Source organism: Corynebacterium sp. KPL1986 (genome assembly GCF_000477975.1).
GTDB lineage: Bacteria > Actinomycetota > Actinomycetes > Mycobacteriales > Mycobacteriaceae > Corynebacterium > Corynebacterium accolens.
Window position 1 is genome coordinate 318,955 of record NZ_KI515719.1, and the last position, 24,410, is coordinate 343,364.

Sequence of the window (24,410 nt, forward strand, 5' to 3'; positions counted from 1 at the left end):
AATGAAAGCTCCTAATTATCCGGGGAATGGGGCGTTGGGGCGGGCGTAGTAGATCCACACCAGCACGGTGGTGATGGCGAAGTACACGGCGCAGCCCCAGAAGAACGTCGGTGCAGACATCATGGAGAGCAAGACACCTGCGACAAACGGACCGAAGGCGCCGATGGCACCGGTCCAACCGATAACGCCGCCTGCTTGGCGCTTGGGCAAAATCATGGGCATTTGCTTAAACGTGCCGGCATTGCCCAGGCCAGTGAAGAAGAAGAAAATGAGCATGGTGCCCAGGAACCACCAGACCTCATCCGGCTCGTCCGGGGTGAGGAAGAAGGTGGCCACGACGGTAAAGATGGTCATGCCCAGGCAGCCAATGAAGGTCCAGATGGCGCCGCCGAACTTATCGCACAGTGGACCCCACAGCGCGCGGACGAGCGCGCCGATGAGTGGTCCCAGGAAGGCGTAGCTCGCGCCGGCAGGCAGGTTGTCGTAGGTGCCGGCAAATTCGGAGCCTTCGCCGAAGATCTGGTTAATAAGCAGCGCGGTTTGCGCGGCGAAACCAGAAAATGCGCCGAAGGTCATGAAGTAGACGACGGTAAGAATCCAGGTGTTCTTATTGCCAAAGATGTCCATCTGCTGGCGGAAATTCGCCTTCACGGGAACGTCCTTGAGCAGGGTCCATGCAAGGAATGCGCCGACGATGGCCCACGGCACCAAGAAGATGGCGGGGTTGTGGACAAAGATTTCACCATCATCGGTGCGCTGCGGGGCAACAAAACCTACACCCAACAGGGTAAAGCCCATGAGCCATGGGGCAACCAGCTGGATAAAGGAGATACCGAAGTTACCGATGCCGGCCTGGATGCCCAGCGCGGTACCGGACAGGCGCTTGGGGAAGAAGTAGCCGGTCGAGGGCATGAAGCCGGAGAACACGCCGCCGCCGATGCCGGAGAGGAAGGCGAGGGTCATCAGCCACCAGTACGGGGTGGAGGAGTCCTGCACCGCGAAGAACCAGCCCAGCATGGGGATGATAAACAGCAGCGAGGAGCTGAAGACGAGCTTGCGCGTGCCCAGGATGGGCGGCAAGAACATGAAGATGAGGCGGAAGATGCCGCAGGCCAACCCGGGGATGGCGGTCAGCCAGTAGAGCTGGCTGCGGGATAAGTCGAAACCGATCTGGTTCAACTGTGGGGCAATTGCCGATACGAGGTACCAGGTGGCAAAGCCAATGATAAGGACGAATGTGGAGATCCACAGTGTGCGCCAGGCAATTTTAGAATCCCAGTGGTCAGAATCTTCTGGATCCCAACCCTGGATGACTTTGCCTGAGGTATCAAGAGCAGTCATGATTTCCTCACAGATAGTAGGTCGTTCAACTCTTTAATCTACCGGCGACTATGCTCAAAAAGGTAAATAAAACCGATAAAATCCGTATCTAATTACGACACACAAATGTTGCGTAAATCTTGATCGATTCCGATGTTGCTGGTTAGCCCCGTGCCTCAAGTACGTTGGTATCGAAAACGGAATAATGTGATATTAGCCACACTCCACAGTGGGGAAGGAATGAGACTCATGTCCCAAAGAAAGGCGCAGATAATCGTCAGCTCAGACCGCATCCTGGCCGGGGAAAAATCGAACTGCGCCGGGGAGAAAGCGGCAGAAATCCTGCGCGCGCACGACATCGATGTGGCACCACCCAGCATCGTGCCGGAAGGCTTTACGCCAGTCGATGACGCGCTGCGCACCGCCGTGGATACCGGCACCGATATTGTCGTGATTATCGGCGGCACCGGCATCGGGGCGACGAACCTGACCCCAGAGGTCACCGAGCGCTATATCAAGGCCCGCCTCTATGGCCTAGAGACCCAGGTGCTCCTGCGCGGGCTCGAGTCCTCGCCCAAGGCTGGCCTGTCTCGCGGGATCATCGGCATGACCGAGCACGGCGGCGGCAGCCTCATCATCAATTGCGCCTCATCCACCGGCGCCGTGGCAGATGCCCTTGGGGTTATTGCGCCGCTGCTTGCCGATGTCTTCCGCTCCCGCGGCGAATAATTCTCCTCCTCACCCCTCCCCGTAACCCTCCCTTCGTGCTCACGGGGAGGGTGGACTGTGGCTAAATTAGCCGCGCCGGTGAGCGCGAAGGGAGGGGTGCGGCGGAATAGACTGCAATTCGGCCGGGGTATCGTAATCGCGTTCGGCACCGGTGCCGGCCACCTCGACGAAATCGGCGCCGCGAACCAGCCTTCGCACGGAGACATTGCGGGTGGACTCCAACGCACCTAGGCACCCAAAGAGCGCATCGGTATGCCACAGCGAACACAGGGGTTGTAAATACCCGTCCGCGGCGCGGGTAATCGCGGCACCGGCGGTGGGCGCGGCATGCAACGCTCCGTTCAGGTGTGGGAGCAGTTGCGGGGAATCGGGAGCATCCACCGCGAAGAGTGCCAGGCGGTCACAATGCGACAAAGCGCGCGCACCTGCCTCGATGCCGGCGACGGGGCCACCAAAAAGCGGCGACTCGCAGACCTGCGGCATACCGAGGTAATGCGGGGAAATAACGATAGACGGCATGCCATAGGGAAGCTGGCGCCGCAGGCGGTCCACCAGGCGCAGGCCAAAGGCGCGTACCTGTGCCTTATCGGCCCCGCCCATGCGGCGGGATTGCCCGCCGGCTAAAATGATCGCGCCATCCATTAAGCCTCCGGGAGGGTCCTAGACCAATCGCCGGAGCGTCCGCCCGATTTCGCCACGATGCCACAGCGGCGGATAAACGTAGAGCGATCGACGCCCTTGGCCATGTCAATGAGTGCTAAGGCGGCAACGTTGACCGCGGTCAGTGCCTCCATTTCCACGCCGGTGCGGTCGGCGGTGCGAACGGTGGCGGTGATCTTCACGTGGGCATCGGCAAGCTCGAGATCCACCGCGCAGCCGTGTACTCCAATGGTGTGCGCGAGCGGCAGGAGCTCTGGGACCTTCTTCGCCGCGGAAATGCCGGCGATGCGCGCGACCGCCAGGACGTCGCCCTTGGGCACGGTGCCCTCGCGCAGCGCGGTCATGACCTCCGGGGAACAGGCGACCTCGCCCTCAGCGGTGGCCGTGCGCACGGTCGGTTGCTTCTCGGTCACATCGACCATGTAGGCGGTGCCGGCGGAATTGAGGTGGGTAAACTCCATAGAAAATTCTCCTCGTTAATACAGATAGACGGTGGTTTCTTCGCCCGCGGCGGGGGCAGGTCCATCGATGATGCAATACCCATTCGTACCTGCCAGCGAGACCACGCGGTGGCTGCCGCGGCTTAACGCGCCAGTAATCCTGGGCTTTCCCGCAAAACTTACGGTTACAGGAACGATGAAGGGGCGCGTGCTTGCGGGTGGCAGTGGCACCGCCACCTCCGCACGCACCTGCACGGTCTCGCGCGGATGTGGCTGGCCCGATAAGGCGGCGATAAGCGGGCGGGCATAAAGCTGGAAACCAACGAAAGCCGCCACCGGATTGCCCGGCAGCGCAAGCACTGGAACACCCCGCCACGTGCCGATGCCCTGCGGCGCGCCGGGCCGCTGATGAACGTGCCCGAACCACGAATTATCGCCCGCGCCCAGCACCCCGTGCACCACATCGAAGGCGCCGGCCGATACCCCGCCGGAGGTAATGATGAGATCGTGGGATGCGCTGAGCTCATCGAGCAATCTGGATAACTCCGCGGGGTCGTCGCCGACGTGGAAGTAGGACTCCGTGTGGGCGAGGGAGGCGAGCATCGGCCCATTGGAATCTGGCAGGCGCCCTGGGGAAAGCTCGTCTGGATACGAAGAAAGCTCATTGCCGGAAGAAATCACCGCAATGGGTGGGCGCCGATAGGCCTGCACCGAATAGACGCCGGTGGATATAAGCGCTGCAATAACCGCGGCATTCGCGGTGGTCCCGGCCGTAGCAACGACGGTGCCTGGCCGTATATCTTCGCCGGCGGGGCGGATATGCGTTTTTGCGGGCGCTTCGGTGATGGTGACCTCGCGCGGCAGCTCCGTAGGCCCGGGCGGGACGGTGGTGTTTTCTACTGGGACGACGAGCAGGCCAGCGGTATCACCCGCCGGCGCACCGGTCATGATGCGAACGGCCTGGCCGGCGGGAACTGCCTGAGCGGTTGCACCGGCGGGGACATCGCCTGCGACCGGCAGCGTCCACGGGCCCGCACCAGAAATATCAGTGGCGCGGACGAGGAATCCATCCATCGCGGAATTAGCAAACGGCGGGACGGGAAAGCGCGCGGTGGCATCCTCCGCTAATACTCGGCCGCGCAGCGCTGGGCCCACGGGAACGGACTCTGCGCGCGGGGCCGGCGCCAGCGCCAGAACCGCGGAAAGGTGCTCAGAAATGGAACGCGATGCGGACATAAATAATTAGATTAGCCGCCAATGGCTGACATGGGACGATCCGGCTGCAAAAAGCCTTCATCATCAATGCCGTGGCCGGGTTTCTTCGTCCACATTTCCCCGGCCCATGCCTCCATCAACTCCTCGTCGCTCGCGCCAGAGCGCATGAGATCCCGCAATTGGGTTTCGGAATTGCCAAAAAGGCAGTTGCGCACGGCGCCATCGGTGGTAAGCCGGGTGCGGTCGCAGTCGCCACAGAAGGGATGGGTTACCGAGGCGATAATGCCCAGCTTGCCGGCGGTGCCATCGGGGGCGATAGCATCCCACAACGCGGCCGGGGCCGATCCGCGCGGCTCCCGCGCCGGGCGCATGGAAAAGTGGTCCTGGAGCCTGAGCAAAATATCATCGGCGGTGACCATGTCTTCGCGGCGCCACTTTTCGCGCGGGCCGAGCGGCATCTGCTCGATAAAGCGCAGCTGGGCGCCCTGGTGCAGGGCATAGTCCGCCAGCGGGACGATATCTTCCTCGTTGACGCCGGGCATGACCACGGCATTGATCTTGACGGGATTCAATCCGGCATCGGCCGCAGCGGCGATGGCCTCGAGCACGTGGGATAGGCGGTCGCGGCGGGTGAGTGCGGCATAGCGCTGAGGATCGATGGTATCTAGCGAGATATTAATGCGGTCGAGGCCTGCTGCGGCAAGCTTTGCGGCGCGCTTTTCCAAGCCCAATCCATTGGTGGTCAGCGCCGTGGACGGTGCGATGCCTTCATCCGTGGTGAGTTCCTTGGTGGCGGCGATGATATCTGCCAAGGATTTGCGCAACAGCGGTTCGCCGCCGGTAAAGCGCACCTGGCGGATGCCGAGCTTTTCCACGCCGAGGCGGATAAGCCGGATGGTTTCTTCATCGGATAGCGTTTGCTGCGTGGGCATCCACTCTAAGCCTTCGGCCGGCATGCAGTACGTGCAGCGCAGGTTGCAGCGATCCGTAAGCGACACGCGCAGGTCGCGGGCCCTGCGGCCGTAGCGATCAACCAAGGCGCGGGTGCCGTCGCTTGCTGCGGCAGGTAAGTCCTCCGGCGGCTGCGACCGGCCCACGGTGGGCAGGGGCAGGGAGACCGCTGAAGAAGAAGGCGTTGGTGAAGTCATTGCTGCCAGTCTAAGAGTGGGGAACAAGGTACACCAAGCTACAACGCCACCTGGCCGGGGATTATTCCTCGTTTTCCCGGTTAAAATCGCTTTCGTCGATATCGTCAAGGCGCTGGGCTTCACCCGGGCCCTTGAGGCGGATGATGTTGTAATCGCCTTCGGCCAAGTGGGCGCGCAAATCCTTCTTATCGAACTTGCCCACTGACGTCTTATCGATGGATTTTACGAAGGTCCAGTACTCCGGCAGCATCCAGCTGGGCAATTCCTTGCGCAGGCTCTGGCGCAACTTTTCGGCGGTCTCGATGGTGGGCGAGGCCTGCTCGCCCAAGACGGTGACGGCAAGTGGGCGTTCCACCCATTGCTTATCGGGGTAGCCGATCACCGCGGCTTCCACCACATCGGAATTGGCCATGATGAGGTTTTCCAGCTGTACCGAATAGATCCACTCGCCGCCGGAGCGGATGACATCGCGGGCGCGATCCTCAACGGTAAGAAAGCCGTCCTTCGTCACGGAACCGACATCGCCGGTGCGCAACCAACCATCTGCGGTGAACTTGGATTCCGCGGCCTCGACCGGCTTGCCGCGGAACTCGGAGGCCACCTCGCCCGGCTCGGCGGTGGGCGAATGATAATAAGAACCGGTCACGAGGTTGCCGCGCACCTGGAGCTCACCGGCATTGCGGTCGGTCTTGGATACCACTTGGCCATCATTGACCACGCGGTACTGCAGCGAGGCGGCGATCTTTCCCTGGGAGATGCGATAGGCCCACCGGGTATCGCCGGACGCGCCCTGTGGCGGGCGGGCAACGCTGCCGACCGTCGAGGTTTCGACCATGCCCCACACGTGCACGACGTCGACGCCGTAATGCTCCTCCCACATCTTGATAAGCTGCGGCGGCACAGGGGAGCCGCCGGCGAAAATTTCCGTCAGCGTCATGCGCTCTGGCGGATTGTGCATGTAGTGCACGAAGAGCTGGATCCAGATGGTGGGCACGCCGTGGGCCACGCGCGGCGACGTGGCCGCAATGACCTTGGCAAGGGTGGGGGCGGAAACATCGGCATCGGGAAGCACGAGCGGGGTACCCGTCATGAAACACGTAAAGGGAACGCCCCAGCTCAGCACGTGATAGATGGGAATGCAGCACAGGAAGGTCTCACCGTGGGTAATGCACAGCGAATCCGAGGAACGCAGCTGCATGGCCTCGAGGTAGAGCGAGCGATGGGAGTATAAAACGCCCTTCGGTGCGCCAGTGGTGCCGGTGGAATAGCACAGTGCGGCGGCGGTGCGCTCATCGAGCTCGGGCCAATCGTAGATGGTAGAGCGGCCATCCAGCAGGGCCTCGTAGGAATAAAACTCGATGCCGCGCGGGAAATGGTGGGCAAAGCGCTGCGGCGATTGGGAACCGGTAAAAATCACCGAATGCACAGATGGCGCGCCGTGTAAAACCGTGCCTAACTGTGGGGCGAGCCGGGGATCGCACACGATGACGGAGACCTCAGCGTGGCTAATGATGTGCCGGATCTGGTCATTCATCAACTGCTTATTCAACGGGGTAAAAACCGCACCCTTGCAGGCGGAGCCAAACATGACCTCGAGGTGCTCGGCGCAATTCCACATGAAGCTGCCCACGCGCTGATCACCGGTAATGCCAAGGTCATCGTGTAAAACATGGGCAAAGGCCGCCGCGCGGGCGGCGATATCGCGGAAGGTGACCTTTTCTGCGGGGCCAAACTCGGATCCGGTGCCCTCACCGTGCCAGGTGGTAACAGTGGTATTGCCGTGCACTGACGCGCCGTATTCCAAAATACGGGTTAGAGACAGGGGAATATCCATCATCGTGGAAAGCATGCTTCCACTGTAGCGGTGTCCAAGTACTCACGGTGTAGCGAATGCGCTATACTTGCCATCGACTGATAGGAAAGCGGGAAATCTTCCCAGTCCTATGCAATCGGGCCCAGTGACAGGTCCCATCGTTAAACATTGCCCACAGTCGTTTCTTGAATTCTTCCGCCCCCGCGTACGAGCTACAAGGGGGAATTCCCATACGGTAACCGGAAGAGGCCTCATGCTTATTGCCCGGCAGGGTGCGCTAGCGCCTTGGCACGAGGGCGAAAAGATAAGAAAAATACACATCGGCTTCCAGTGCACCCGCCCAAGCTTCCCTGAAGTGGGGGAGGGCGGATCCCAACTATGGACCTGGTCAAGCAACGAAAGGATATCCGTGAGCGATACGGACAACACCGCGGCACAGGATCTCGCATCCCTGAAGCTGCCGGAATTGCGCAAAATGGCTGCCGAGCGCGGCCTTCGCGGCGTCTCTGCCCTGCGCAAAGGGGATCTCATCACCGCCATTAAGACCGGTCAGGTTCCCCCAAAGGCGAAGGCAAAAATAGAGCAGGCAGAAAAGGCCGAGAAGGCCGAGAAGGCCGAGAAATCCGCTAAGGATGCGGCGTCTGCCAAGCAGAAAGATAAGCCGTCTAAGAAGGACGATCGCGGCGAGAGCGATAACGGCAAGTCCAGCGAACAGCAGGACAACCGCGGCAAAGACCGCAAGGACAACAGCGACGACCAGCGCTATGAATCGCGGTCGCAGGCCCGCCGTGCCCGCCGCAACCGCGCCCGCCGCCAGGAGCGTCTAGAGCAGGACGATAATAACCGGGGCGAGAATAACCGGAGTGACAACAACCGGGGCGACGCGCACAACCAGAACCAGAATCGCCACCAGGATCGCCGCGATGACTCCCAGGATGGCTCCGATAATCAGGGAGACAAGCAGGGCGAGAAGAACGGCGATAATAATCACCGCAATAATCGCAATGACGATAATAATTTTGACCGCGGTAACCGCCGTGGCCGTCGCAACCGCCGGAATCGCCGGGGTGGCCGGGGTAATAATGATAACCACGGCGGCGGCAATGACCTGCAGGTGCGCGAGGGCGATGAGCTGCAGGCAGTCGGCGGCATCTTGGATGTTGTAGACAATAACGTCTCCTTCCTGCGCACCACCGGGTACCGCGCGGGCGATGCGGACGTCTTTGTTAATAAAAACATCGTGCGCCGGCTGGGCCTGCGCTCTGGCGATGCCATTACTGGTCAGGTGAAGGTGGCTGGACCTACCCACACCCACGGCAATGGCCGCAACCGCCGCAAGTACAACCAGTTGGTGCAGGTCGATACCGTCAATGGGATCGATCCAGAAGAGGCCAAGCAGCGCCCGCACTTTAATAAGCTCACGCCGCTGTATCCCAACCAGCGCCTGCGCTTGGAAACGGATCCAAAGATCCTCACCACCCGCGTCATCGACCTGATCATGCCGATTGGTAAGGGCCAGCGCGCGCTCATCGTCTCGCCGCCGAAGGCCGGTAAGACCACGATTTTGCAAAATATCGCGAATGCGATTGCTACCAATAACCCTGAGTGCTACCTCATGGTGGTGCTGGTGGATGAGCGCCCTGAAGAGGTCACGGACATGCAGCGCTCCGTGAAGGGTGAGGTCATTTCTTCGACCTTTGACCGCCCGCCATCAGAGCACACCTCCGTTTCCGAGCTGGCCATCGAACGCGCAAAGCGTCTGGTGGAGCAGGGCAAGGATGTTGTGGTGCTGCTGGATTCCATCACCCGCTTGGGCCGTGCGTACAACAACTCCTCCCCGGCATCGGGCCGCATCCTGTCTGGTGGTGTGGATTCCAATGCGCTCTACCCGCCAAAGCGCTTCTTGGGCGCTGCCCGCAATATCGAAGAGGGCGGTTCGCTCACCATCATCGCCACCGCGATGGTGGAGACCGGTTCGACCGGCGATACCGTCATCTTCGAGGAATTCAAGGGCACGGGCAACGCGGAATTGAAGCTGGACCGCGGGATCTCGGAACGCCGCGTATTCCCAGCTGTGGATGTCAACCCCTCCGGAACCCGCAAGGACGAGCTCCTGCTGGTGCCTGAAGAGGCGCGCATCATGACCAAACTGCGCCGCATCCTGTCGGCCCTGGATTCCCACCAGGCAATTGACCTGTTGATTAAGCAGCTTAAGAAGACCCGCTCGAATGGCGAGTTCCTCATGCAGGTGGCTTCTTCTGCACCGATGGCTGCGGATAAGGACGAGGAAGACTATGTCTAATCAAGTTTCCATGGTTGATGACATTGTGTCGGAATACCAGGGCATTGAAATGCAGATGGGCGACCCAGAAATCGCCGGCGATCAGCAGGCTTTTCGCAAGCTATCCAAGCGGTACGCGGAGCTGCGCCCCATCATCAAGGTCAACGAGGAGCTGACCCAGGCGCGCGAGGATCTCGCGGACGCCAAGGAGATGGCTTATGAAGACCACGACTTCCAGGAAGAAGCGGACCGCCTAGCAGCGTCGGTGGAAGAGCTGGAAGAAAAGCTGGCTGACCTGCTCGCCCCGCGCGATGAGCAGGACTCGGAAGACATCATCATGGAGATCAAGGCCGGCGCCGGCGGCGAAGAGGCCGCGCTCTTTGCCGGCGACTTGGCCCGCATGTACGAGCGTTTTGCCGATAAGATCGACTTTAAGTGGGAGGTCTTGGGCCTTAACGAGTCCGATTTGGGCGGCGTAAAGGACATGACCATTTCCTTCCGCGCTAAGTCTCCGACGCGCGATGGCGCGTGGTCCGTCTTCAAATTCGAGGGCGGCGTGCACCGCGTGCAGCGCGTGCCGGTCACGGAATCGCAGGGCCGCATCCAGACCTCCGCTGCTGGCGTGCTGGTGTACCCGGAGCCCGAAGAGGTGGAATCGGTCAATATCGATGACAAGGATATCCGCGTCGATGTGTACCGCTCCTCCGGTAAGGGTGGTCAGGGCGTGAACACCACCGACTCCGCGGTGCGCATTACCCACCTGCCCACGGGGTTGATTGTTACCTGCCAGAAGGAACGTTCGCAGATCCAGAACAAGGCCCGCGCCCTGCAGGTGCTGCAGGCTCGCCTGGACCAGATGGAGCGCGAGGCCCGCGAGGCCGAGGCTGGCGAGCAGCGCGCCTCCCAGGTGCGCACCATGGATCGCTCCGAGCGCGTGCGCACTTATAACTGGCCCGAAAACCGCATCACGGATCACCGCATTGGCTACAAGGCCAATAACCTGGATTCCGTGCTAAACGGCGATATGCAGGATCTCATCAAGGCCCTGCAGGACCAGGAGCGCGCCGAGCGCCTTGAGGCCGAGGGGTAATCGCGGTCGATGGAATCGTACGGTGAGGCGCTGCGCCATGGGGTGCAGCGCCTTCGCGCTACTGGAGTAGGAAGTCCCGAGTGGGATACGCGGATCCTCATCTCCCACCTCATTCACTGCGGGCATTTGGATATCCCGCTGCACGAGCCACCCATGCCCGGCTTCGAGGTGGCTTTTGAGGCGCTTTTGCGCAGGCGGGAACAGCGCGAGCCGCTGCAATACGTGCTGGGTACGGCGTGGTTTGGTCCCCTAGACCTAAAGGTGGGCCCAGGCGTGTTCATTCCGCGCCCGGAAACGGAGGTGATGGCGGACTGGGCGGTCCACCACGCACCAGGCCCGCGCATGGTGGATTTGTGCTCCGGCTCGGGCGCGCTGGCGCTCTACCTGCAGCATTACGTACCGCAGGCGGAGGTTAAGGCAGTAGAGCTTTCCGATGCCGCCCTCGAGTTCACCCGCGCCAATACTCTCGGCACCGGGGTAGAGGTGGTGCAGGCGGACGCGACCGACAGCCAGACTCTGGCGGACTGGAATGGCACGGTCGATCTCGTGGTGAGCAACCCGCCATACGTTCCGGAAGATCCGAACTTGCAACCGGAGGTGTATCACGATCCGCGCGTGGCCGTCTTCGGCGGCGATGACGGCATGGGAGTAATCCGCGGGTTGATTCCCACCATCGCCAGGCTTTTGCGCCCGGGCGGGGTCATGGCGATTGAACACGACGATACGACTGGCGATGCCGTGCGCGATGCGGTGCGTGACCACGGCGGCTTTTCCCATATCGCTCCGCTTAAGGACTTAACAGGCACGCCGCGCTTTATTACTGCACAGCGCGCGGTAGACTAAGGCATCACCGTCGGGCAAGAAGGGGATAGTTGATGCAAGGAAAAATTTATAATTGCGCCGATGACACCGAGCGTGAGGAAGGCGTGAGCATCGCCACCAAGGCCGCAAAGTCTGGGCGGCTCGTGGTCATGCCCACCGATACGCTGTACGGTTTGGGCTGCGATGCCTTCGATAATGACGCGGTAGCCAACCTGCTCGCCACCAAGCAGCGCGGGCCGGATATGCCGGTTCCCGTGCTCGTTGGCTCGTGGAATACCGTGCGCGGACTCGTCGCCTCGTACTCCGATTCCACCCGCGACCTCGTCGAGGCCTTTTGGCCAGGCGGGCTATCCATCGTCGTGCCGCAGGCGCCCTCCTTGCCATGGAATTTAGGCGATACCCGCGGCACCGTCATGCTGCGGATGCCCCTTCACCCGATTGCCATCGAGCTCTTGCGCGAGGTAGGACCGATGGCGGTTTCATCTGCCAATATCTCCGGACACCAACCACCAACTACGGCGCAAATGGCCAAGGACCAATTGGGCAAGGCCGTGACCGTGTACTTGGACGGGGGAGAAACGGACATCGGCAAGCCCTCCACCATCATCGATCTCTCCGGCGACCATCCATACCTGCTGCGGGAGGGTGCATTATCCGCAGAGGAGATCGGTGAGGTCCTCGGCGTCTCGGCTGATTCCCTGCGGACCCGGCCCCAAGGATAGAAGGAGCATTTCGCGTGAGCGGCACTGGCGTACCGCTGCGCGAGTTGGCCTTGGTCATCCTCGTAGCAGCGACATTTACCTACCTGACCACCGGAGTGGTGCGGTCCTTTTTGGTCCGCACGGGCCGGGTGGCAGAAATTCGCCTGCGTGATTCCCACTCCCAGCCCACGCCCCGCATGGGCGGGCTCGCCATGTTTACCGGTTTTGGCGCGGCGATATTCCTCGCAGCCCAGCTTCCAGCCTTGACTCGCGGGTTTATGCCCGTCACCCCGGAGATGAGTGCGGTGATGTGGGCGGCGCTGGCCATCGTGCTTGTCGGGGTTGCCGATGACTACCTAGAGCTCGGCGCCCTCATCAAGCTTTTCGGGCAGCTCTTTGCCGCCGCGCTCATGAGTGGCCTGGGCCTGACGTGGACGCTGCTTTTCATCCCCTTCGGTGGCGGCACCACGGTAGTGCTCGACCAGATTCAAAGCACCCTGCTTACCGCGTTTTTCACCGTTCTGCTTATCAATGCTATCAACTTCGTCGACGGCCTCGATGGCCTCGCAGCTGGCCTTGGCCTCATCGCCGGTGGCGCCATCTTGGTCTTTTCGCTCACCGTTCTGCATGACCAGGGCGGGGCGGTATCGGCGTATCCACCCGCTATCATTAGCGCCGCTCTGGTGGGGATGTGTGCGGGCTTTTTGCCCCATAACTTTGAACCCTCGCGAATCTTTATGGGCGATTCCGGCTCCATGCTTATCGGGCTCTTGCTCGCCGCGGCTTCTACTTCGGCCTCGGGCAAGATCAATATGTCTCTCTACGGCACCGTGGACATGGTGGCGCTAATGTCGCCCATCCTCGTGGTGATCGCAGCGGTGTTTATTCCAGTCTTAGACCTTGTCTGGGCGGTTATTCGCCGCCTATCCCAAGGCCGTTCGCCATTTTCTGCGGATAAGGCGCATATCCACCACCGCCTGTTGTCGTTGGGGCATACGCACCGGCGCACTGTGCTCGTGCTGTACCTCTGGGTATCCGCGGTGGCCTTCGGTGCGGTGTCCTTTTCCATCGTGCCGGCCCCGGTAGCGGTCGGCTTGTCCATCACGGCATTATTGGTTGCCTTTGGCACGACCTTGATTCCACTGCGGCAGGGCAAGATTGGCCTCCGGTCATCGGATGATTGCGTATTGCATGACTCTGCGAGCGCGTGATGTAGGGTGAATGTCCGTGAGTGACACAACGGAAAATGCTAATTTCGATGACCCGCGCGTGCCGCTGCAGCGCGCCGTAAAGAAGGGGGCTACCGCCCTCGGCATCTTTACCATCATTTCCCTCGCCGTCTGGGGAGGGGCACAAGGTGTCGCCGGGCTCTGGGGCGTTATCGTCGGCGCTGCTCTCGGCGGCGGCTTTGTCTTGTTTACCGCGCTGTCGGTCCTCTTTACCGCGAACTCGACCCCCTCTACCACTATCGCGGTGGTATTGGGCGGCTGGCTTATCAAGCTGATCGTGCTTATCGGCGTGCTGGCCATTATCCGGGACATGGATTTCTATGACACGTGGGCGCTCTTTCTTACCGTCGTCGTCGCGCTCATCGTTACCTTAGGCTCCGAAGTCTGGGCCGTGGTCACCTCTCGGGTCACCTACGTGTCCTAATTCGTGCCCACATTAGGGCTTAGCCGTCGCGCACTGGGGTGGTGCGCGACGGCCTTTTTGTGCCTGCATGCTGGCATTAATGGAAGGTGACCACCCCCGAGGAGGTGTGTTGGCTTAGGGGTGTGATCAACTGCACGTTTGTGAATTAGGCAGGAATAGCGCGGTTTTGTCTGCCAAAAGGCGGATATGGCGGTATCGGGTGTGGCTTATGGGGCCCCCACGTGCGAAAACTGTTGATCCAGCTGATACGATTTGCTTCGGGTTACCGCGGGGTTAAGTGTTGCGCTTTTATCCTGCACGGTAAATCCCTGTCTTGTTCACGCTGATGTGCGACGGAGTCCGTGTTCAAGGCAGAGAGTTTGAGACGTCCATCGCACCACAGAAGCCAGCTATTGGCTGTGTGGCCCGAACACGGGAGAGAACGCTGAGCGTTACAACATTGGCTATGAAAGGGCACTTCCATACGCCCGATCTAGGTGAAGAATTCTTCCCGGGGCAAATTGATGCCGACCATCTGTTTTTCGGTGACTTCGCCGACGGATGGTTCGCGCTTGATCGCCTGATGCTGATTCGCATTTTGATGACGCTAATTGTGGTGATCCTTTTCTGGGCTGCCTTTAAGAACCCTAAGTTGGTTCCTTCTGGCATTCAGAATGTGGGCGAGAACGCGGTCGACTTCGTCCGCGTCCACATCGCCGAGGACATTTTGGGTAAGAAGGAGGGAAAGCGATTCCTGCCAATTATCGCTAGCATCTTCTTCGCGGTTCTGTTTATGAACGTCGCGACCGTTATCCCGGGACTTAACGTCTCGCCCAACGGTCGTATTGGTATGCCAATTGTGTTGGCAGCCGTTTCGTACATCGTCATGATTTACGCCGGCGCCAAGCGCTACGGCTTTGGTAAGTTCATTCGCTCCTCCGTAGTGATTCCGAACTTGCCACCGGCATTGCACCTCTTGGTGGTACCGATTGAGTTCTTCTCTACGTTCATTCTGCGACCGGTTACCCTTGCAATTCGTCTCATGGCGAACTTCCTTGCTGGACACATCATCCTGGTTCTTCTCTTCTCTGCTACGAACTTCTTCTTCTGGCAGCTAAATGGTTGGACCGTCCTGTCTGGGCTGACCGTGGTCTTGGGCTTGGCTATGAGCCTGTTCGAGATTCTGGTTATCTTCTTGCAGGCGTACATCTTCGCTTTGTTGACGGCGGTGTACATCGAGTTGTCCTTGCACGCTGATTCGCACTAAGGACGAGGTCGACGAGCGCGACCGAGTAATCCACCTAATTACACAACACTGACATTCGGTCCGGTTCGGACTGAAGATTTTTACGAAAGGGAACGACTTTCACCATGAACGAAATCATTCTGGCACAGGATGCTGCTACGACGTTCGAAGGCTTCGGCACCATCGGCTATGGCCTGGCTGCTATCGGCCCAGGTATCGGTATCGGCATCGTTGCCGGCAAGACCGTTGAGGCTATGGCTCGCCAGCCGGAGATGGCCGGCCAGCTGCGTACCACCATGTTCCTGGGTATCGCCTTCACCGAGGCCCTGGCCCTTATCGGCCTGGTTGCCGGCTTCCTGTTCTAAAAGTACGAGTTTTCCAAACCGAAACTTTTAAGACGGGAGACCTATGAATAACGTCGTTTATATGCTTGCAGCAGAGGGCGAGGAGAACCCAGGTTCGGGTAGCTTCTCCGTTCTTCTGCCCAAGAACTATGACATTTTCTGGTCTTTGCTGTGCTTCATCGTAATTCTCTGGTTGTTCTGGAAGTTCGTGCTTCCTCGTTACACCAAGTTGCTCGAAGAGCGTGAAGACCGGATTGAGGGCGGCATGAAGCGCGCTGAGGCCCAGCAGGCCGAGGCCAAGGCTGCTCTAGAAAAGTACAATGCTCAGCTGGCTGATGCCCGCGCAGAGGCAGCCGAGATCCGCGAGCAGGCGCGCGAGCGCGGCAAGCAGATCGAGGCTGACGCGAAGAGCCAAGCAGAAGAGGAATCCCGCCGCATCGTCGCCAATGGCGAAAAGCAGTTGGAAGCTTCTCGTGCGCAGGTTGTTACTGAGCTGCGTTCCGAAATGGGACAGAACTCCATCAACCTGGCAGAAAAGATTCTGGGCGGCGAGCTTTCTGACGCCTCCAAGAAGTCCTCTACCATCGATGGCTTTTTGTCCGAGCTCGACTCTGTGGCACCGGCCGGAAAGTAGGCAACTATGAAGGCAGCTAGCCGCGAAGCACTCGCGAACTCACAATCCCGTGTGGATGAAATCCTCGCTGGCGATAAGAACGTCGCTAGTGCAGTTCAAGCGGGCCTAGACATTTTTGAGGTCGTCGACGTTTTGGATGGGGACCGCGAATTGCGCGTGTCCTTCATTGACGTCGCAGCCCCGGCTGAAGCACGCAAGTCCTTGGCCGAGAATCTCTTTGGCTCCAAGATTTCTGCCGGTGCACTGAGCATCCTGCAGGAAGCTGCGGCGAACCAATGGTCTTCGCCAAAGGACTTCGTCAACGGGCTTGTATCCTTGGGTCGCCGCGCATTGCTGCGCGCCGCCGAGGCGCAGGGCCAGTTGGGCCAGGTCGAAGACGAGCTTTTCCGCTTGGCGCAGATTCTGGACCGCGAGGGCGAGCTTACCCAGCTGCTTTCCGATCGAACTGCTGAATCCGCACGCAAGCGCGGATTGCTGGCAAACGTGCTCTACGGCAAGGTGACGATGTTTACTGAAGCGCTCGCGCTGCAGGCCATCAGCCGCCCAGAGCAGAACCCCATTGATGACGTTGCCGGATTGGCCGATGCTGCAGCAGCGCTGCAGGATCGCACCATCGCGCGCGTAGTCGCTGCGGGTGAATTGAATGAAGGCCAGCAGGCAGTACTCGCTGAGAAGCTGGGCAAAATTTATGGTCGTGCGATGTCCATTCACTCTGAGGTTGACACCAGCCTCCTCGGTGGCATGCGCATCCGCGTCGGCGATGAAATCATTGACGGCTCGACGGCAGGCAAAATTGCCCGCTTCCGTGCCCAGATGGTGTAGCCGAAACGACAGAAACGATTTAAGTAAGTGCTGGAAGATACTACCGAGAGCAGGAAGAACATGGCGGAGCTGACGATCTCCTCCGACGAGATCCGTAGTGCGATTGCGAACTACACCTCGAGCTACTCCGCGGAGGCCTCCCGTGAGGAGGTCGGCGTGGTCATTTCGGCAGCTGACGGTATTGCGCAGGTTTCTGGCCTGCCATCCGTTATGGCGAATGAGCTGCTCGAGTTCCCCGGCGGCGTAATTGGCGTCGCACAGAACCTTGATACCAATTCCATTGGTGTCGTGGTCCTGGGTAACTACGAGTCCCTCAAGGAGGGCGACGAGGTTAAGAGGACCGGAGAGGTCCTTTCCATCCCCGTGGGCGAGGACTTCCTCGGCCGCGTTATTAACCCACTGGGCCAGCCCATCGACGGCTTGGGCCCAATCGAAAGCGAAGAGGAGCGCGTCCTCGAGTTGCAGGCACCTTCGGTGCTGCAGCGCCAGCCGGTTGAAGAGCCAATGCAGACCGGCATCAAGGCTATCGATGCGATGACCCCGATCGGCCGTGGTCAGCGTCAGCTGATCATTGGTGACCGTAAGACCGGTAAGACCGCGGTTACCATCGATACCATTTTGAACCAGAAGGCTAACTGGGAGTCCGGCGACAAGGACAAGCAGGTCCGTTGTATTTACGTCGCCATCGGCCAGAAGGGCTCGACCATCGCCAGCGTGCGCCGCACCCTTGAGGAGCACGGCGCGCTGGATTACACCACCATCGTGGCGGCCCCAGCTTCTGATTCCGCCGGCTACAAGTGGCTGGCACCGTTCTCCGGTGCTGCATTGGGCCAGCAGTGGATGTACCAGGGCAACCACGTCCTGGTTATCTACGATGACCTGACCAAGCAGGCTGAGGCATACCGCGCAATTTCGCTGTTGCTGCGCCGCCCGCCGGGACGTGAGGCTTACCCAGGCGACGTCTTCTACCTGCACTCCCGCTTGCTGGAGCGCGCTGCCAAGCTTTCCGATGACATGGGTGCCGGCTCCATGACCGCACTGCCCATCATCGAGACCAAGGCTAATGACGTCAGTGCCTTCATTCCGACCAACGTCATTTCCATTACTGACGGTCAGGTCTTCTTGGAGTCCGACCTCTTCAACCAGGGTGTTCGCCCGGCTATTAACGTCGGTGTGTCCGTCTCCCGTGTTGGTGGTGCGGCACAGACCAAGGGTATGAAGAAGGTTGCCGGTAACCTCCGTCTTGACCTGGCTGCATACCGTGACCTGCAGGCATTCGCTGCCTTCGCATCCGACCTGGACGCTGCCTCCAAGGCACAGCTGGAGCGCGGCTCTCGCTTGGTCGAGCTGCTGAAGCAGTCCGAGTCCTCGCCGCAGCCGGTGGAATACCAGATGGTATCCATCTACCTCGCCGAGGCAGGCATCTTCGACGTCGTTCCCGTCGAAGACGTTCGCCGCTTCGAGGCCGAGGTGCACGAGTACCTCAACGCCAATACTCCAGAGGTCTTTGAGCAGATCGCCGGCGGCAAGGCGCTCAGCGATGAGTCCAAGGAAGCACTCGAGGCCGCAGCCAAGGAGTTCGCTCCTACGTTCCGCACCTCCGAGGGCCACAACTTGGGTACCGAAGAGCCTGTAGATCCTTTGGACGAAAATGACGTGAAAAGCACCGAGCTCAACGTCTCCCGGAAGACGGCTAAGTAGAGTTCAGCTCTCGTAATTAACCGTCTATATGAAAGAAGGGAGGAGAAACGATGGCTAATCTTCGCGAATTGCGCGACCGCATTCGGTCCGTGAACTCGACTAAGAAGATCACTAAAGCCCAGGAGCTCATTGCTACCTCGCGCATTACCAAAGCGCAGGCTCGGGTGGAAGCCTCTCAGCCGTACGCGACTGAGCTGACCAATGTCATGAACAGGTTGGCTGCAGCGTCGACGCTAGAGCACCCTATGCTGCGCGAGCGTGAAGACGGCAACGTCGCCGCGATTCTCGTAATCACCTCTGACCGAGGCATGTGCGGTGGCTACAACAACAACGTCTTCAAGAAGGCAGCCCAGCTCAAGGCCCTCCTCGAAAGCAAGGGCTACGAAGTAGTTCGCTACGTCACCGGCAGCAAGGGCATCGGCCACTACAACTTCCGCGAGGAAGAGGTAGCAGGCAGCTGGGATGGTTTCTCTCAGGATCCAACCTGGGAGGGCACCCACGATGTGCGTCGCCACATGATCGATGGCTTCGTTGCTGGTTCGAAGGGCACTACCAAGGGCCGCGAGGGCCTGCATGCGGAAGGTGAAGGCGCAGGTGTTACCGGTTTCGACCAGGTACACGTCGTCTACACCGAGTTTGAATCCATGCTGACTCAAACCGCGCGTGCGCAGCAGCTTTTGCCTGTTGAGCCGGTAGTGCAGGGCGAGGAGTACGAGATGGGTGACTCCGCACTGGAAGATCCGGAGCCGACGGAAAACATTTCCGCAGACTTCGAGTTCGAACCGGACGCGGATACCCTGATGGAAGCGCTGCTTCCGCAGTACGTCTCGCGTATCCTGTTTGCTATGTTCTTGGAGGCTTCGGCTTCCGAGTCCGCTGCACGCCGTACAGCTATGAAATCTGCTACTGACAACGCAACCGAGATGGTCAATGACCTGTCTCGCGTGGCCAACCAGGCCCGTCAGGCGCAGATTACCCAGGAAATTTCAGAGATCGTCGGTGGCGCTGGCGCGCTATCTGACAGCGCAGAAAGTGACTAGATTATGACTACAGCTCTGCAAGAGCAGAATGCACAGTCTTCGGCAGTCGCCGGTCGTGTCGTGCGCGTCATCGGTCCGGTGGTGGACGTGGAATTCCCACGCGAGGCACTTCCGGCCCTGTACAACGCACTCCACGTCGAGATTAAGCTCGAAGCTGTGGCAAAGACCGTCACCCTCGAGGTCGCTCAGCACCTCGGTGACAACCTCGTTCGTACCGTGTCCATGGCACCTACCGATGGCCTCGTCCGTGGCGCCGAGGTAGTCGACTCCGGAGAGCCTATCTCCGTTCCGGTCGGCGACGTCGTCAAGGGCCACGTCTTTAACGCCCTCGGTGACTGCCTCGATGAGCCAGGCCTCGGCCGCGATGGCGAGCAGTGGGGTATCCACCGCGAGCCACCAGCGTTCGACCAGCTCGAGGGCAAGACCGAAATCCTCGAAACCGGTATTAAGGTCATTGACCTGCTGACCCCTTACGTTAAGGGCGGCAAGATTGGCCTCTTCGGTGGTGCAGGTGTGGGTAAGACGGTCCTGATTCAGGAAATGATTACCCGTATTGCCCGCGAGTTCTCCGGTACGTCGGTCTTCGCCGGCGTCGGCGAGCGCACCCGTGAGGGCACCGACCTCTTCCTGGAAATGGAAGAGATGGGCGTTCTGCAAGATACCGCCCTTGTCTTCGGCCAGATGGACGAGCCACCAGGAGTTCGTATGCGCGTGGCTCTGTCCGGCCTGACCATGGCGGAGTACTTCCGCGATGTGCAGAACCAGGACGTGCTGCTGTTCATTGACAACATCTTCCGTTTCACCCAGGCCGGCTCCGAGGTATCCACCCTGCTGGGTCGCATGCCTTCCGCCGTGGGTTACCAGCCAACCTTGGCTGATGAGATGGGTGTGTTGCAGGAGCGCATTACCTCCACCAAGGGTCGTTCCATTACCTCTCTGCAGGCCGTTTACGTGCCTGCCGATGACTACACTGACCCGGCCCCAGCTACGACCTTCGCCCACTTGGATGCGACGACCGAGCTGGACCGTGCCATTGCTTCCAAGGGTATTTACCCGGCAGTGAACCCGCTGACCTCTACCTCTCGTATCCTCGAGCCAGGCATTGTGGGCGAGAAGCACTACGAGGTAGCACAGCGCGTCATCGGTATTCTGCAGAAGAATAAGGAACTGCAAGACATCATCGCCATCCTTGGTATGGACGAGCTGTCTGAAGAAGACAAGGTGACCGTGCAGCGTGCCCGCCGTATCGAGCGCTTCTTGGGCCAGAACTTCTTCGTTGCGCAGAAGTTCACTGGCCTGGAGGGCTCTTACGTGCCGCTGCAGGACACCATCGATGCCTTCGAGCGCATCTGCAACGGTGAGTTTGACCACTACCCAGAGCAGGCCTTCAACGGCTTGGGTGGCTTGGACGATGTCGAAGCTGCATACAAGAAGTTGAACGAGAAGTAGGGAGAGGCACATGGCTGACATCACCGCCGAATTGGTTTCCGTCGAGCGCTCATTGTGGTCTGGTCAGGCCTCCATAGTGACGGCTGAGACCACCGAGGGTGAGATCGGCGTGCTTCCCGGTCACGAGCCTGTGATCGGTCAGTTGATCGACAATGGCGTAGTGACCATCCACCCAGTTGATGGCGCGCGGCGCGTTGCCGCCGTCCAGGGTGGCTTCCTCTCCGTTACCCAGGACAAGATTACCGTCCTCGCTGATTGGGCCATCTGGTCCGATGAGGTGGATGAGGCCCAGGCGGAAGAGGACTCCTCTTCGGCTCATGAGCTCACCAAGTCCCGCGGTGAGGCTGCATTGCGTGCACTTCGCCGCGCAGCAAAGGCTGAATAAACCTTGGATTGGTAGGAGAGGGCAGCAATAGCCGCCCTTCCTGCTCTCAGAAAAGCGCACTGGAATGTATCCGGTGCGCTTTTTCACGTTTTCTTTGTCTTTTGTTATTGGCGCGGAGGCGGAATCAGGCGCTACAATCCAAATAATTGTTCTTTCACTAACCAAGGATGGCGTGTGGAGCCCATGAATTCAACGGTTATCTCGGTGGTCCTGTGGGCCTTAGCGTTGGTGGTATTGCTAGTAGTTCTGCTGGCGGCCCTGCGATTTTTTACTCTGCGCTCGCGCGGAACCGCGGTGTTGTTGCGCTCAATGCCGGCGAAGGATAGCTTTTCTTGGCGCCATGGCGTGCTGCGCTATACCGGAGAAGTTGTTGAATATTTCAAACTGCGCTCTGTATTTCCGCGCTATAACCTGTGGTTTAATCGCCTCGACATCACCATTTTGAACTCCCGTTCTTTGGATGATGACGAGGCTTCTTTCATGTCTGATGCCACCGAGGTAGTGCACTTTAGTACCGGGGATGCGGAATACGAGCTGGCTTCCGATGCCCGAGGGATCATGGCCTTCGAAGCCTGGGTCGAGGCTGCGCCGTCCAAGCGGCAACAGCGCTTTGATTACAAGCAATTGCGGGAGCGAGCCACCCGGCAGTCCAAGCGCCAATAGCAACAGGCTAGGGTAGTAGCCATGCGCTTAGTAATCGCCCGTTGTTCAGTTGATTACGTGGGACGGCTCGACGCCCACCTGCCCTTGGCGGACCGCCTGCTCATCGTCAAAGCAGACGGCTCGGTATCGGTCCATGCCGATGACCGCGCGTATAAGCCCCTCAATTGGATGACGCCGCCGTGTACGGTACAGGAATCCGTCATTGAAGACGTGGATGGCAATGACACGGGCGAGGTCTTGTGGCTAGTGGAAAACCCGAAGGGTGAGCAATTGCGCATCACTATCGCGGAAATCCACGAGGATATCTCCTACGAGATGGGCGAAGACCCCGGCCTAGTAAAGGATGGCGTGGAGGCGCACCTACAGGAGCTTTTGGCCGAAAAGATCGACACCTTGGGCTCCAATTTCACCCTTGTGCGCCGCGAGTACCCCACGGCCATTGGCCCGGTAGACATCATGGCTAAAGATGCCGATAACCGGAATGTTGCCGTGGAGGTCAAGCGGCGCGGTGGCATCGACGGCGTAGAGCAATTAACCCGCTACCTTGAGCTATTGAACCGCGATGAACTAATCGCTCCGGTATCTGGCATTTTTGCTGCGCAAGAGATTAAGCCACAGGCCCGAACGCTTGCCGAAGACCGCGGCATCCGCTGCGTGGTCTTGGATTACCAAGAGCTGCGCGGGCTCGAGTCGAAAGAATTGCGGTTGTTTTAATGCCACGGCGAAATAGGCGGAAACCACAGGAATTCCGGCCGCTGCCCAAGGACGGCTCTACCTTCCTTGGTTCGCAGACGGTCGAGGGCCCCAGCTGGACGCACGGGGAGCCGTATATCATGCGGCACATCGGTTCAGCGCGGGCGCAAAAATTCTATATTTGCCCGGGGTGTAACCAAAATATTCCGCCTGGGGTTGCCCACATCGTCGCCTGGCCGCGCGATACCGGCAGGCAGGGCGATGACCGCCGTCATTGGCACCGGCATTGCTGGGAGCGAAGGTAGACTTACGGGCATGATTGTTGCATTTTCAGTAGCACCCGCAGTGGTGGATAATGACTCCGGCGAGATGGCCGATGCCGTGGCGGAGGCGGTCCGCGTGGTGCGGGAATCCGGCCTGCCTAATGAAACCAACGCCATGTTTACCCTTGTAGAAGGCGAGTGGGACGAGGTTTTCGGCACTATTAAGAAAGCCACCGAAGCGGTGCGTGCGGTATCGCCTCGCACCTCGTTGGTTATTAAGGCCGATATCCGCGAAGGCGTGACGAATCAATTGACAGATAAAGTAGACGCCGTGAATCGTCGTTTAGCTAAGGAGGATTAATGACTTCTGCGAATAATGCTTATGTAGGCGGCACCCTCGATCTCAGCCAGGTCAAGGCCCGTGCGGAAGCCCGCCAGCAGGCACAAGAGCAGCCGCAGTCTAACGGAGTCCAGCCATTTTTTACCGTCACCGAGGCGAATTTCGAGACCGAGGTGGTGCGCCGCTCCACTGAGGTGCCGGTCGTCGTCCTCATTGGCACCTCGCGCTCTACCCAATCCGACCAGCTGAAGCAGGACCTGCAGGAATTAGCTGCGGCGGGAAACCTAAGCTTCCTCGTAGGCTACGTGGATGCGGATGCCACTCCACAGGTCGCGCAGGCCTTCGGCGTGAAGAACCTGCCCACCGTGGTAGCCATTGGCGCAGGCCAACCGCTGACCAATTTCGAGGGAGCGCAGCCGAAGGAGGCCCTCAAGCAGTGGCTGGATAGCTTGGTAGAAAACGTCGGACCGCAGCTGAAGGGGCTCGAGGCTGCACCGGCCGCAGCGGAGGAGGAAGAAGAGGACGACCCTCGCCTGCAGGAGGCAGAATCCTTCCTGAACTCCGGCGATTTCGATGGCGCGATCAAGGTCTACGAATCCATCTTGGAAGCGGAACCGGATAATACGCAGATTAAGCAGGCGCGGGACACAACGAAGCTTCTCAAGCGGCTGGATCCGGCAAACCAAACCGAGGACCCGATTGCTGCTGCGGATGGGGATAAGGGGGACATCGGCAAGCAAATGCGTGCCGCCGATGCCGAAGTCGTTGCAGGTGCCCCTGAAAAGGCCTTCGACCGCCTCATCGAGGCCATGAAGGTTACCGCCGGCGATGAGAAGGCCCAGCTCAGGGAACGCCTGCTTGAGCTCTTTGGGCTTTTTGCAGGCAATGATCCGCGCGTTCTTGAAGCGCGCACGAAGCTGGCAAGCGCGCTGTATTAAAGTCGGCGGAGCTGTGTCAATTACTGCGGGCGGTGAATAGA

The 24,410-nt window shown here is 59.7% G+C and carries 26 protein-coding genes; 20 read left to right on the plus strand and 6 right to left on the minus strand.

Going from position 1 to position 24,410, the window contains the following annotated elements:
• Positions 1–15: 15 nt before the first annotated feature.
• Entirely contained in the window at positions 16–1,341 is a 1,326-nt protein-coding gene (locus tag HMPREF1287_RS01445; RefSeq protein WP_023017778.1) for a NarK/NasA family nitrate transporter, read from the minus strand.
• Positions 1,342–1,569: 228 nt separating this feature from the next.
• On the opposite strand from HMPREF1287_RS01445, the gene HMPREF1287_RS01450 reads away from it, so the two are divergent.
• Positions 1,570–2,049 (plus strand): molybdopterin-binding protein, encoded by a 480-nt coding sequence (locus HMPREF1287_RS01450; RefSeq protein WP_023017779.1) that lies wholly within the window; start codon positions 1,570–1,572, stop codon positions 2,047–2,049.
• Positions 2,050–2,115: 66 nt separating this feature from the next.
• Here HMPREF1287_RS01450 and HMPREF1287_RS01455 read toward each other — a convergent pair whose 3' ends face one another.
• From HMPREF1287_RS01455 to HMPREF1287_RS01475, 5 genes are all read right to left on the minus strand, one after another.
• On the minus strand, positions 2,116–2,691 hold the full coding sequence (locus tag HMPREF1287_RS01455) for a molybdenum cofactor guanylyltransferase (RefSeq protein WP_023017780.1): 576 nt from the start codon (positions 2,689–2,691) through the stop codon (positions 2,116–2,118).
• Positions 2,691–3,170 (minus strand): cyclic pyranopterin monophosphate synthase MoaC, encoded by a 480-nt coding sequence (moaC, locus tag HMPREF1287_RS01460; RefSeq protein WP_023017781.1) that lies wholly within the window; start codon positions 3,168–3,170, stop codon positions 2,691–2,693. The genes HMPREF1287_RS01455 and moaC overlap by 1 nt, the downstream gene beginning before the upstream one ends.
• A 15-nt stretch (positions 3,171–3,185) precedes the next feature.
• On the minus strand, positions 3,186–4,385 hold the full coding sequence (locus HMPREF1287_RS01465; RefSeq protein WP_023017782.1) for a molybdopterin molybdotransferase MoeA: 1,200 nt from the start codon (positions 4,383–4,385) through the stop codon (positions 3,186–3,188).
• A gap of 11 nt (positions 4,386–4,396) precedes the next feature.
• Positions 4,397–5,512 (minus strand): GTP 3',8-cyclase MoaA, encoded by a 1,116-nt coding sequence (moaA, locus tag HMPREF1287_RS01470; protein WP_005280187.1) that lies wholly within the window; start codon positions 5,510–5,512, stop codon positions 4,397–4,399.
• A 61-nt stretch (positions 5,513–5,573) separates the two neighbouring features.
• Entirely contained in the window at positions 5,574–7,361 is a 1,788-nt protein-coding gene (locus HMPREF1287_RS01475) for a long-chain fatty-acid--CoA ligase (RefSeq protein ID WP_005282405.1), read from the minus strand.
• A 373-nt stretch (positions 7,362–7,734) separates the two neighbouring features.
• Between HMPREF1287_RS01475 and rho the strand changes: the two genes are divergently transcribed.
• From rho to HMPREF1287_RS01565, 19 genes are all read left to right on the plus strand, one after another.
• Positions 7,735–9,627: a transcription termination factor Rho gene (gene rho, locus HMPREF1287_RS01480; protein ID WP_034653636.1), complete on the plus strand. Its 1,893-nt coding sequence runs from the start codon at positions 7,735–7,737 to the stop codon at positions 9,625–9,627.
• Positions 9,620–10,696 carry a peptide chain release factor 1 gene (gene prfA, locus HMPREF1287_RS01485; protein ID WP_005282411.1) on the plus strand — a complete coding sequence of 359 codons (1,077 nt, stop codon included), beginning with the start codon at positions 9,620–9,622 and terminating at the stop codon, positions 10,694–10,696. The genes rho and prfA overlap by 8 nt, the downstream gene beginning before the upstream one ends.
• Before the next feature lie 9 nt (positions 10,697–10,705).
• Complete coding sequence (prmC, locus tag HMPREF1287_RS01490) at positions 10,706–11,539, plus strand: peptide chain release factor N(5)-glutamine methyltransferase (protein ID WP_023017785.1); 834 nt, start codon at positions 10,706–10,708, stop codon at positions 11,537–11,539.
• Between the two features lie 32 nt (positions 11,540–11,571).
• On the plus strand, positions 11,572–12,240 hold the full coding sequence (locus tag HMPREF1287_RS01495) for an L-threonylcarbamoyladenylate synthase (protein ID WP_023017786.1): 669 nt from the start codon (positions 11,572–11,574) through the stop codon (positions 12,238–12,240).
• A gap of 14 nt (positions 12,241–12,254) precedes the next feature.
• Positions 12,255–13,430, plus strand: a complete 1,176-nt coding sequence (locus HMPREF1287_RS01500; protein ID WP_023017787.1) for an MraY family glycosyltransferase — start codon at positions 12,255–12,257, stop codon at positions 13,428–13,430.
• Positions 13,431–13,440: 10 nt separating this feature from the next.
• The gene (locus tag HMPREF1287_RS01505; RefSeq protein WP_005280194.1) at positions 13,441–13,872 is read left to right on the plus strand and encodes a hypothetical protein; all 432 of its coding nucleotides are present in this window, start codon (positions 13,441–13,443) and stop codon (positions 13,870–13,872) included.
• Positions 13,873–14,317: 445 nt separating this feature from the next.
• Positions 14,318–15,118, plus strand: a complete 801-nt coding sequence (gene atpB, locus HMPREF1287_RS01510) for a F0F1 ATP synthase subunit A (protein WP_005280195.1) — start codon at positions 14,318–14,320, stop codon at positions 15,116–15,118.
• Positions 15,119–15,222: 104 nt separating this feature from the next.
• Positions 15,223–15,462: an ATP synthase F0 subunit C gene (locus HMPREF1287_RS01515; RefSeq protein ID WP_005280196.1), complete on the plus strand. Its 240-nt coding sequence runs from the start codon at positions 15,223–15,225 to the stop codon at positions 15,460–15,462.
• A gap of 43 nt (positions 15,463–15,505) precedes the next feature.
• Positions 15,506–16,075, plus strand: a complete 570-nt coding sequence (locus HMPREF1287_RS01520) for a F0F1 ATP synthase subunit B (protein ID WP_005280197.1) — start codon at positions 15,506–15,508, stop codon at positions 16,073–16,075.
• A 6-nt stretch (positions 16,076–16,081) separates the two neighbouring features.
• Positions 16,082–16,897: a F0F1 ATP synthase subunit delta gene (locus HMPREF1287_RS01525; RefSeq protein WP_023017788.1), complete on the plus strand. Its 816-nt coding sequence runs from the start codon at positions 16,082–16,084 to the stop codon at positions 16,895–16,897.
• Between the two features lie 60 nt (positions 16,898–16,957).
• Positions 16,958–18,598, plus strand: coding sequence for a F0F1 ATP synthase subunit alpha (gene atpA, locus HMPREF1287_RS01530; RefSeq protein ID WP_023017789.1), 1,641 nt, complete (start codon positions 16,958–16,960; stop codon positions 18,596–18,598).
• 50 nt (positions 18,599–18,648) lie between these two features.
• The gene (locus HMPREF1287_RS01535; protein WP_005280200.1) at positions 18,649–19,638 is read left to right on the plus strand and encodes a F0F1 ATP synthase subunit gamma; all 990 of its coding nucleotides are present in this window, start codon (positions 18,649–18,651) and stop codon (positions 19,636–19,638) included.
• A 3-nt stretch (positions 19,639–19,641) separates the two neighbouring features.
• The gene (atpD, locus tag HMPREF1287_RS01540) at positions 19,642–21,087 is read left to right on the plus strand and encodes a F0F1 ATP synthase subunit beta (RefSeq protein ID WP_005280201.1); all 1,446 of its coding nucleotides are present in this window, start codon (positions 19,642–19,644) and stop codon (positions 21,085–21,087) included.
• A 10-nt stretch (positions 21,088–21,097) separates the two neighbouring features.
• Positions 21,098–21,472: a F0F1 ATP synthase subunit epsilon gene (locus tag HMPREF1287_RS01545; protein WP_005280202.1), complete on the plus strand. Its 375-nt coding sequence runs from the start codon at positions 21,098–21,100 to the stop codon at positions 21,470–21,472.
• Positions 21,473–21,655: 183 nt separating this feature from the next.
• A complete protein-coding gene (locus HMPREF1287_RS01550; protein ID WP_005280203.1) occupies positions 21,656–22,135 on the plus strand; it encodes a DUF2550 domain-containing protein in 480 nt (159 codons plus the stop codon).
• 21 nt (positions 22,136–22,156) lie between these two features.
• A complete protein-coding gene (gene nucS / locus HMPREF1287_RS01555; protein WP_023017790.1) occupies positions 22,157–22,849 on the plus strand; it encodes an endonuclease NucS in 693 nt (230 codons plus the stop codon).
• Positions 22,849–23,133 carry a hypothetical protein gene (locus HMPREF1287_RS12655; RefSeq protein ID WP_081445490.1) on the plus strand — a complete coding sequence of 95 codons (285 nt, stop codon included), beginning with the start codon at positions 22,849–22,851 and terminating at the stop codon, positions 23,131–23,133. The genes nucS and HMPREF1287_RS12655 overlap by 1 nt, the downstream gene beginning before the upstream one ends.
• Positions 23,134–23,143: 10 nt before the next feature.
• On the plus strand, positions 23,144–23,452 hold the full coding sequence (locus HMPREF1287_RS01560) for a thiamine-binding protein (protein ID WP_034653892.1): 309 nt from the start codon (positions 23,144–23,146) through the stop codon (positions 23,450–23,452).
• The gene (locus tag HMPREF1287_RS01565; protein ID WP_023017791.1) at positions 23,452–24,369 is read left to right on the plus strand and encodes a tetratricopeptide repeat protein; all 918 of its coding nucleotides are present in this window, start codon (positions 23,452–23,454) and stop codon (positions 24,367–24,369) included. Before HMPREF1287_RS01560 ends, HMPREF1287_RS01565 begins: the two co-directional genes overlap by 1 nt.
• The last annotated feature ends 41 nt before the right edge of the window (positions 24,370–24,410 follow it).

Excerpts from the sequence above, each read along its gene's own strand:
- HMPREF1287_RS01525 (WP_023017788.1), top strand. The coding sequence starts at position 16,082 with ATGAAGGCAGCTAGCCGCGAAGCACTCGCGAACTCACAATCCCGTGTG.
- HMPREF1287_RS01515 (WP_005280196.1), top strand. The coding sequence starts at position 15,223 with ATGAACGAAATCATTCTGGCACAGGATGCTGCTACGACGTTCGAAGGC.
- atpD (WP_005280201.1), top strand. The coding sequence starts at position 19,642 with ATGACTACAGCTCTGCAAGAGCAGAATGCACAGTCTTCGGCAGTCGCC.
- HMPREF1287_RS01520 (WP_005280197.1), top strand. The coding sequence starts at position 15,506 with ATGAATAACGTCGTTTATATGCTTGCAGCAGAGGGCGAGGAGAACCCA.
- HMPREF1287_RS01455 (WP_023017780.1), bottom strand. The coding sequence starts at position 2,691 with ATGGATGGCGCGATCATTTTAGCCGGCGGGCAATCCCGCCGCATGGGC.
- HMPREF1287_RS01495 (WP_023017786.1), top strand. The coding sequence starts at position 11,572 with ATGCAAGGAAAAATTTATAATTGCGCCGATGACACCGAGCGTGAGGAA.
- HMPREF1287_RS01560 (WP_034653892.1), top strand. The coding sequence starts at position 23,144 with ATGATTGTTGCATTTTCAGTAGCACCCGCAGTGGTGGATAATGACTCC.
- moaA (WP_005280187.1), bottom strand. The coding sequence starts at position 5,512 with ATGACTTCACCAACGCCTTCTTCTTCAGCGGTCTCCCTGCCCCTGCCC.
- nucS (WP_023017790.1), top strand. The coding sequence starts at position 22,157 with ATGCGCTTAGTAATCGCCCGTTGTTCAGTTGATTACGTGGGACGGCTC.
- HMPREF1287_RS01465 (WP_023017782.1), bottom strand. The coding sequence starts at position 4,385 with ATGTCCGCATCGCGTTCCATTTCTGAGCACCTTTCCGCGGTTCTGGCG.
- moaC (WP_023017781.1), bottom strand. The coding sequence starts at position 3,170 with ATGGAGTTTACCCACCTCAATTCCGCCGGCACCGCCTACATGGTCGAT.
- prmC (WP_023017785.1), top strand. The coding sequence starts at position 10,706 with ATGGAATCGTACGGTGAGGCGCTGCGCCATGGGGTGCAGCGCCTTCGC.
- HMPREF1287_RS01475 (WP_005282405.1), bottom strand. The coding sequence starts at position 7,361 with ATGCTTTCCACGATGATGGATATTCCCCTGTCTCTAACCCGTATTTTG.
- HMPREF1287_RS01450 (WP_023017779.1), top strand. The coding sequence starts at position 1,570 with ATGTCCCAAAGAAAGGCGCAGATAATCGTCAGCTCAGACCGCATCCTG.
- HMPREF1287_RS01445 (WP_023017778.1), bottom strand. The coding sequence starts at position 1,341 with ATGACTGCTCTTGATACCTCAGGCAAAGTCATCCAGGGTTGGGATCCA.
- atpB (WP_005280195.1), top strand. The coding sequence starts at position 14,318 with ATGAAAGGGCACTTCCATACGCCCGATCTAGGTGAAGAATTCTTCCCG.
- atpA (WP_023017789.1), top strand. The coding sequence starts at position 16,958 with ATGGCGGAGCTGACGATCTCCTCCGACGAGATCCGTAGTGCGATTGCG.
- HMPREF1287_RS01545 (WP_005280202.1), top strand. The coding sequence starts at position 21,098 with ATGGCTGACATCACCGCCGAATTGGTTTCCGTCGAGCGCTCATTGTGG.
- HMPREF1287_RS01550 (WP_005280203.1), top strand. The coding sequence starts at position 21,656 with ATGAATTCAACGGTTATCTCGGTGGTCCTGTGGGCCTTAGCGTTGGTG.
- HMPREF1287_RS01535 (WP_005280200.1), top strand. The coding sequence starts at position 18,649 with ATGGCTAATCTTCGCGAATTGCGCGACCGCATTCGGTCCGTGAACTCG.
- HMPREF1287_RS01505 (WP_005280194.1), top strand. The coding sequence starts at position 13,441 with ATGTCCGTGAGTGACACAACGGAAAATGCTAATTTCGATGACCCGCGC.
- HMPREF1287_RS12655 (WP_081445490.1), top strand. The coding sequence starts at position 22,849 with ATGCCACGGCGAAATAGGCGGAAACCACAGGAATTCCGGCCGCTGCCC.
- prfA (WP_005282411.1), top strand. The coding sequence starts at position 9,620 with ATGTCTAATCAAGTTTCCATGGTTGATGACATTGTGTCGGAATACCAG.
- HMPREF1287_RS01565 (WP_023017791.1), top strand. The coding sequence starts at position 23,452 with ATGACTTCTGCGAATAATGCTTATGTAGGCGGCACCCTCGATCTCAGC.